Source organism: ANME-2 cluster archaeon, assembly GCA_019429385.1.
Lineage (GTDB): Archaea > Halobacteriota > Methanosarcinia > Methanosarcinales > Methanocomedenaceae > Methanocomedens_B.
The window spans coordinates 70,225-77,410 of the sequence record JAHYIS010000007.1 but is presented as its reverse complement, the minus strand read 5'-3'; the positions used below and the strand labels follow the sequence as shown (position 1 = coordinate 77,410).

Below are 7,186 nucleotides of genomic sequence, written 5' to 3'. Positions count from 1 at the left end.
AATGACCAATCTCACACTCATCTCCACAATCTACACTCTCGAACCAGTCATAGTCTGTGTAACCCGCCTTTCCCCATCAAAACTCATCCTCCTTACAGAAGAAGGCACAGCCGAAAAAAAGATTCGCTCTGAACAGACCATGGAAGACACTTTTGGCAAGATAATAGATATCCAGAAAAAGAACACTTCCCTCTATGACCCGGTCCGTGTCGCGCAGGACGTAGCAAACCTCATAGAAGAAGAAAACGCACAGGGCAACCAGGTCATGATTAACGTCTCAGGCGGCCGAAAACCGCAGGCATTCGGGGCACTCTTTGGCGCATACACACGAAGCGACATGGTAAAACGCATCGTCTATGTGACCGAAGAAGACAACTTCATCATAGACTTTCCTATACTCAGCTTCAACATCTCTGACACGAAGAAGATAATCCTCGAACATATCAAGTCAGGAGTGAGCTCAGTCCAGGAAATAGCCATAGGTGTCGGCATCTCAAAAGGCATGGCATACAACCACCTGCGGGAACTCAAGGCAATAGGATACATCAAAGGTGAGGACGGATATACCATCACAGATGCAGGTAAAATTGCGGTGATTTGAACCCACCACACCTGCTTCACCTATTCACTTAAACCATAGCAAAAAAGAGTTTCTCTCCAACATCGAGTGGGTAAATATTAGACGGGATTAACAGGATTTACAGGATGCAGCGAGTCACTTTCATATCCCGTCAATCCTGTTAATCCTGTTCATTGATTCAGACAATGCGATTCTATGTTTAACAATATATCTTGATTAGTGATGTTACCACACAATGTTAAAGGGAACCATTGTTATTTGAAAACGCTCATTCTTTAAAAATCTCAATTCACACAAAACTATTTAACACCCCATCTTTATACAAATATTGGGATTTAATGTGATAACCGCAGACGGCCTTTTCAAAAAATACGGCAGGATGCTGGCACTCAACGACGCCAGTCTGCACGTTTCCGAAGGTACCATACACGGCCTCATCGGACCCAACGGCGCAGGCAAGAGTACCACCCTCAAGATTCTGTCCACCCTTGTCCGGCCCACTAAGGGAGAGGTAAGCATCGGCGGTATACCCCTGAGAAAGGGACGGGCCATACGCCAGCAGATAGGAGTGGTCCCGGAAACTCCCAGGCTCCATGAATACCTCACAGCCCAGGAAGAGATCATGTCCTATGCCAGACTCTCAGGACTGAGCAGGGCACGGGCAACAGACCGGGTAAATACAGTCATAAAACAACTGGACCTCGCAATGGTGCAGAACCAGAAAATATCCCGTTTCTCCACTGGCATGAAAAAACGCGTGGCACTTGCCCTGGCAATGGTGGCAGACCCGCCGGTATTGCTGCTGGACGAGCCTATGTCAGGACTTGACCCAGTGGTGCGGCGGCAGTTCAAGGACACTATCCTTGGTCTGGAAGACAAGACCGTGCTGGTATCGGACCATGACCTGTACACTGTTGATGAACTATGTACCAGTGTCACCATTTTGCAGCAAGGCCGGACCCTCATCGAGGACAACATCGACTCACTCAGGCAAAAGGTGGGAAAGGTCAGTGTGGAAATAAAACCCCGGGACCCGGCACAATTATCGTACCTTGCTGCCGAACTTCAACAGATGAGCCGGGTAACTTCGGCCGAAGTGGAAAAAGACCGGGTGGTGGCCAGCGTGAACGACCCGGAGAAGGACATTCCCGAGGTCATACGCATGGCAGCCATCTTCACCGAGATCGTGGAGGCAAGACCCAGCAGGATATCACTGGAAGAGATATTCATCAAGCTTGCATCAGGTGGCGATAGAACATGAATGGTCTTTTTAGCATGTTATTCGGATTTATATACCTCACCTGGCAGGAATTCAAATATTTGATATCCCGCCGTACCCGTGCTTCATACATTATAGTTATACTGATCTTCGGAATGTCACTGTATGGCATATCCATTCAGGACTATAGCGCTCAAGGTATGGATACTTCTGAGATATTAGGTGGAATGGAGATCGGGGATGCACCGCTTGTCGATTTGTTAATTTTTACCTTTATATTCGGGATGAGTACATTTGCTTCAGCAACAAGAGCCGAAGCACCCACTATTGTCATACCGGCACAACTGGGAGTAACCCTGATCATTATTATCTCAATCCTTGTTGGTATCAATATGGTATCACGCCTGGGAATAAAGAATGCTGCATCCACGTTATCCCGGGAAAAGGAAAGCAGAACGCTCTATATCGCTGCCAGCACAACCAACACCAGGCCCGCTATTTATCTCGCAAAATTAAAGGCAGCCTATCTGACCACCCTGCCAATGACAGTCATCATGTTCCTGGGCGTGTACTGGATATGGACTTCGGTTTTCAGGGCCCCTGATATGGCAGCCATGCAACCAATATTCCGGAGCCTGCTGTTCAATATGGTGATAATGACCCTGTGCACAACCATACTGTTCACCTCACTGGGCAGCCTGGTATCAGCTTTAAAGCGAGAAGATGAATCAGCAGTAAGCCTTTCACGAAAATTTACCACACTGGCTGTGGCGCTTGCTACACTGTGGTTATTACTCCCGGCCTTCGCAATGACCGGTGGAAAGACCTATTCTTTGATCGAGACCCTGACCCTGCTATCCCCATTCACCCTGGATCTCATTGTATTGTACGGCAATGAGAGTATCCTGCTCATCCAGTATGCAGGGATTCAACTTGCAGCTGCCGCAGTATTCACGGTAATTGGCATACTAGTCTTTATTAGGCAGGACATAGAATATTGACCCTGTTCGCCATTCCAGAGGTGAACACCTATGAGAGGATATTGAAATGACTGATTCAGCCAATGACGATGCTAAGGATTATTTAGAGATAAAGATGAGCGGTGGATGGTACATGACCATCACCCTTGCCACCAGTGAGCGATTTGACAAGGAATATGTGGAGATAGCCAAAGAGCGCAGTGGCCAGAAACGTGGACGGTTCAACCTGAACCCGAAATATACCAGGGAACTCGGTGAAGCATTAATAAAATTTGCAGATGCCAATTCCCTTGGACATGAATAATTCACATAAAATCTGCAAGTCCCAACTGTTTTGAAACATCACTCTCGAACAGCGACCTGATCTCCAGTTTCAGGAGTTCAAGTCTCTGTTTGGTGTAATCGCTCACTTCATATTCGTCTGCGATCTTGAGCGACACTTCCATATATTTCTTGACCGACCCCTCATGCACGGTCAGTACGATCTTGCCATTGCACTTGGGACATTTCCCTAACAGTGGCGGGCGCCTGAATTTCTTATTACATTTCACACACCGCACCTTCTGTCTTGAGAACGCCCTCAGGTTACCGATAAGGTCAGGCAGGAAATGGAATTTTATTACCCGCTCTGCAACATCACGCTCATCCACGGCCCGTATCTTCCGGGCAAGTTCAAGCTGTGCCGTCATTTTATCGATCATGGAGTCAAGGGTCTTGTAGGCGCTGTTGGCAGGTCCCATTGCAATGTCTGATGTGTCATGAGTAAAACCCCAGCCATCATATTGTCCGGGTGTACCCAGCCTGCCAGTCACCGTATCCATGACCTTTTCCAGGTCTTTTGGATTAACATACTGCAGGGTGGCTTCATAGAACTCAAGGGGATAACGGCGAAGTACGTCAATATTATGGGCCTCCTTGTCGACTTCACTGGGGTCGATACGGGTAGTGAGTACCAGGGGTGCATCCATCTGGCCGCCCCGTTTATCTGGCAGGTACGAGCGGGAGAAGTTCAACAGCCCGTCCATCAGCAGCATGACACAATCCTCGTCCCCGTCACAGTTCCGGCGTTTGGCAGCATGGAAGAAAGGATGTGCCCAGCCTACCGAAGCCCTGGTAAAACCTACCAGCCGTCCCAGTACACCTGCGGAAGTATGGGGCGCCAGCCCTATAAGCAATGTCCCCACAAGATCGTTCACTGTGCTGGCATTGTAGTAAGGCTCAAGACCATAGAATTTCACCAGCAGGTCATCAATGAAACAGGCAGCTTTGAGCAGATATTCACCGCAGTGATAGGAAACTACCAGATCCTGCACTTTCAGTTCCAAAACCTGTGAGGTGGTCATAAGTTCATTCCCATCCATATCAACCGTGTATCCGAGCCGGTGCATGGTCTGCACATCAGTACCGATCTCAGCAGGTCTTATATGGGTCAGGGGCAGGTCTGACATATCGTAACGCACGGTACCGTCCTTGAAAGTGACCACCTCATGCCTGGCGCGCAATATCCCTTTTTCAATAGGTTCCGGCGTCTTGTTCCTGGATGTCAGCCCGAGCACACCCTTGAAACTTGCCAGGTTATCCCGCTCGCCAATGTTCTCAAATGCCCTGAGATATTCATCCTTGAAATTAATAGTAAGTTTATTAGCCGATGTGGTTGCAAGTCCGCATTTGGGACATTCCGGCTCACCCACCTCAATATTGCATACAGGGCAATGCAATTTTGCCCGGGTGGGACTGCCACAGTCAGGACAGGAACGCCTGAAGGTTGCCGCTCCGCATCTGGTACATTTCCTGGTATCGATCTCCACCTCAAAGGTACCCACGTTTTCCTTGAATGATTTTGAATAGCTCTTCGCTTCTATCATAGAACGTTTGCGCCCTCCTGCATCACCCACAGGGAACAGCACGTTAGGAGCGGGTTTCATCTCTCGCTTATCAGATTTTTCAGGACGGCCCATTCGTGAACCGATACGGTACGGTGCCCGCATCCTGATTATGAGCCCGCTCAGGTGGTTTACCATATCCATCGGGTCTGGTTTTTCGTCAATGGAAGCATTCCTGACACGATGTAAGGACCCGTCAAGGCCCAGGCACCGGACCAGCGGTCCTGGCTGGTCGATATGAACCCTGTCATTGTGTACCCGGTGCTGGACAAGCAGTATTTCCAGCAGGTATTTGATAGTTTTATCGACGGGAAGTACCAGTTCTGCATTCTCAAATGTTGCGTTGTGTTCCACATAGGTTGAAAGTGTGAGGATATCCTGTGACGTGACATCGTGCCAGAGGTAGGTGTACTGGGGATGAAGCGGGACCTGGAATGTATCAGATAGCTCCAGTGCCATAGCGCCGGAAGGCCTTCTGAGTTCAGATTCTTCATACCGTATATTATTCCCCGTCGTTGCTGCTGCCTTCTCCAGTTCCTGTACCCACCATTCAAAACAGTATGATGAAGGGATCAGCAGGTGATTGTTCTCAAGGAAATCTCCGTAGTTTATCAGCAATTCGCCGATATCCAGTATCTGTGATACGGAACTCCTTACCTGGCGGGCCTGTTCCATGGAATCCACCCTGAGCACGTTACCGTTGAACAACCGTACGGTCGGACCTTCCAGGCTGTCCACAGGGGCTATTCCCAGTGCTTTGCCAGGTCGTTCCACTTTTACCTGGGTACCCGGAGCCAGGAAATCATCCATCAGTACCATGGTGGCAGGGCTTACCCCTCCGCCGGCAAAACTGGTATTCCTGCTGCGGCCGTACCGTAACCTGAACCCCCCCGGCCTGGAAGGATAGGAGAACACGGGCCTGCCGGCTATCAGGTCCTGCAGGTATTTGTCTTTCGGTTTGACCTTGACACCATCGCTATCATCTGCGTCATCGTCTTTTTTCCCGCCGCTCATGAACGTATCCAGCCAGTCCCAGCCATCCAGGTTGAGATTGGTAACGTGTTTTTTTATTTTCGGTGCTTTTAAGGCCAGACCTTCGGCCATAACCAGGCACATCCCGCCCCTGACCCTGTTCGTGGGGATACGTGGCAGGTCCCTGTGACCATCCACTTCTGCATCTTCGGTAGGCTCCCCGTCAATGCAAACAGGACAGTTCTCCACAATAAGGCGGATCTCGTCCTCGCTGGGAGTATATTGCAGGCTTGCCACGCGTCTGTATAACTGTACTTCTTCCACATACCTGTCAACTTCGTTCCTGGTGGGTATGTACCGTCCAATATCCATGCTGCGCCTGACAAAATCGGCTACAAGGACTGAAAGTGCCTGTGCAGTACCACCGGCGCTCCTGATAGGTCCTGCATAATATATCCTGACAAACCGGGAACCATCAGTATTGGTCTCGATGTCCACCCTGTCAATACCTTCAATGGGTGCCGCCACCACACCTTCGGTAAGCATCGCCACCGACACCCTGACAGCGGCATCCAGTGCCTGGGTATCTGATTTAAAGGGCTGTATCTTGCCCGTGGCTACATCCACACCGATATGAAGCGCTGCCTCTTCCCGGCTCATATTCAGTTCCAGTTCCCTGATACGGGGGGCCACTCCCTCTAAACCGATAAGTTTTTCCACTCTGTCTGCCAGGTCCTGTGCCAGGGGTATCTCAATAGTAGGTTTTGGGTCCAGTCCTTTGCTCCTGGCCCTGGCTGCAATCTCAATGGCGGAATCGAGTTTTGACTCCATTGACATGAAATATTGTTGCATACTCTTGCTTGCAGCTATTTCTTTCATAAGGACCTCATTTTAGGTATGGGGAATTGATTTCATGGTAAATAACAGTATATTACAAGATGTAACACTGGGGAAATATATAACAAAACTGTTAAATTCGATAAGCTACTTATAGTAACTTGAATTAAATATTATTATTCGAATTAACTATTTATATTATAACAAAAATATGAAAGTAAAACAATTAAAAGATGTGATATTGATGAGACATTCAGATGTGAGAGTCTTCGATGACCATGACCTTGAATTTATTGACATTCTGCGCAACCTTAACATGTCACGTAATGTAGCCTCAACACTCGCTTTTCTTGCAAATGTCGAAGAAGCAACTTCAAAGGACCTTGAACTGGGTTCAGAACTCAGGCAGCCAGAAGTGAGCATTGCCATGAGGGAACTGAGGAACTTTGGATGGCTGGACGAGAGGGAGATTAAAAAAGAAGGCAAGGGCAGGCCGATGAAAGTATATAAACTGGCCGTTCCCATGAATGAGATCGTCTTGCACCTCGAAGAAAGGACCAGGCAGGAAGCTGAGAAGACCCTGTACAATATTGAAAAGTTAAAAGGTCTCAACTTCAAGAAATAATATGTGATGAATGTCCCGACCATTCATTACATGTCGTTTTTGTATACAATGAGTGATTTGTGTAATTCCGGGTAAATCCAGATGACTTTG

At 48.4% G+C, this 7,186-nt stretch carries 6 protein-coding genes; 5 read left to right on the top strand and 1 reads right to left on the bottom strand.

Annotation, left to right across the window (positions count from 1 at the left end; translation table 11 throughout):
• Position 1 precedes the first annotated feature (1 nt).
• The 4 genes from K0A89_04330 to K0A89_04315 all read left to right on the top strand — a co-directional run bounded on the left by K0A89_04330 (position 2) and on the right by K0A89_04315 (position 3,083).
• Positions 2 to 601 carry a CRISPR locus-related DNA-binding protein gene (locus K0A89_04330; protein MBW6517713.1) on the top strand — a complete coding sequence of 200 codons (600 nt, stop codon included), beginning with the start codon at positions 2 to 4 and terminating at the stop codon, positions 599 to 601.
• Between the two features lie 319 nt (positions 602 to 920).
• Positions 921 to 1,841 (top strand): ABC transporter ATP-binding protein, encoded by a 921-nt coding sequence (locus K0A89_04325; protein MBW6517712.1) that lies wholly within the window; start codon positions 921 to 923, stop codon positions 1,839 to 1,841.
• Entirely contained in the window at positions 1,838 to 2,800 is a 963-nt protein-coding gene (locus K0A89_04320) for a hypothetical protein (GenBank protein ID MBW6517711.1), read from the top strand. Before K0A89_04325 ends, K0A89_04320 begins: the two co-directional genes overlap by 4 nt.
• Positions 2,801 to 2,846: 46 nt before the next feature.
• Positions 2,847 to 3,083, top strand: coding sequence for a hypothetical protein (locus K0A89_04315; GenBank protein MBW6517710.1), 237 nt, complete (start codon positions 2,847 to 2,849; stop codon positions 3,081 to 3,083).
• Between the two features lies 1 nt (position 3,084).
• Here K0A89_04315 and K0A89_04310 read toward each other — a convergent pair whose 3' ends face one another.
• The gene (locus tag K0A89_04310; GenBank protein MBW6517709.1) at positions 3,085 to 6,513 is read right to left on the bottom strand and encodes a DNA polymerase II large subunit; all 3,429 of its coding nucleotides are present in this window, start codon (positions 6,511 to 6,513) and stop codon (positions 3,085 to 3,087) included.
• A gap of 202 nt (positions 6,514 to 6,715) precedes the next feature.
• Between K0A89_04310 and K0A89_04305 the strand changes: the two genes are divergently transcribed.
• On the top strand, positions 6,716 to 7,096 hold the full coding sequence (locus K0A89_04305; GenBank protein MBW6517708.1) for an ArsR family transcriptional regulator: 381 nt from the start codon (positions 6,716 to 6,718) through the stop codon (positions 7,094 to 7,096).
• Positions 7,097 to 7,186: the final 90 nt, after the last annotated feature.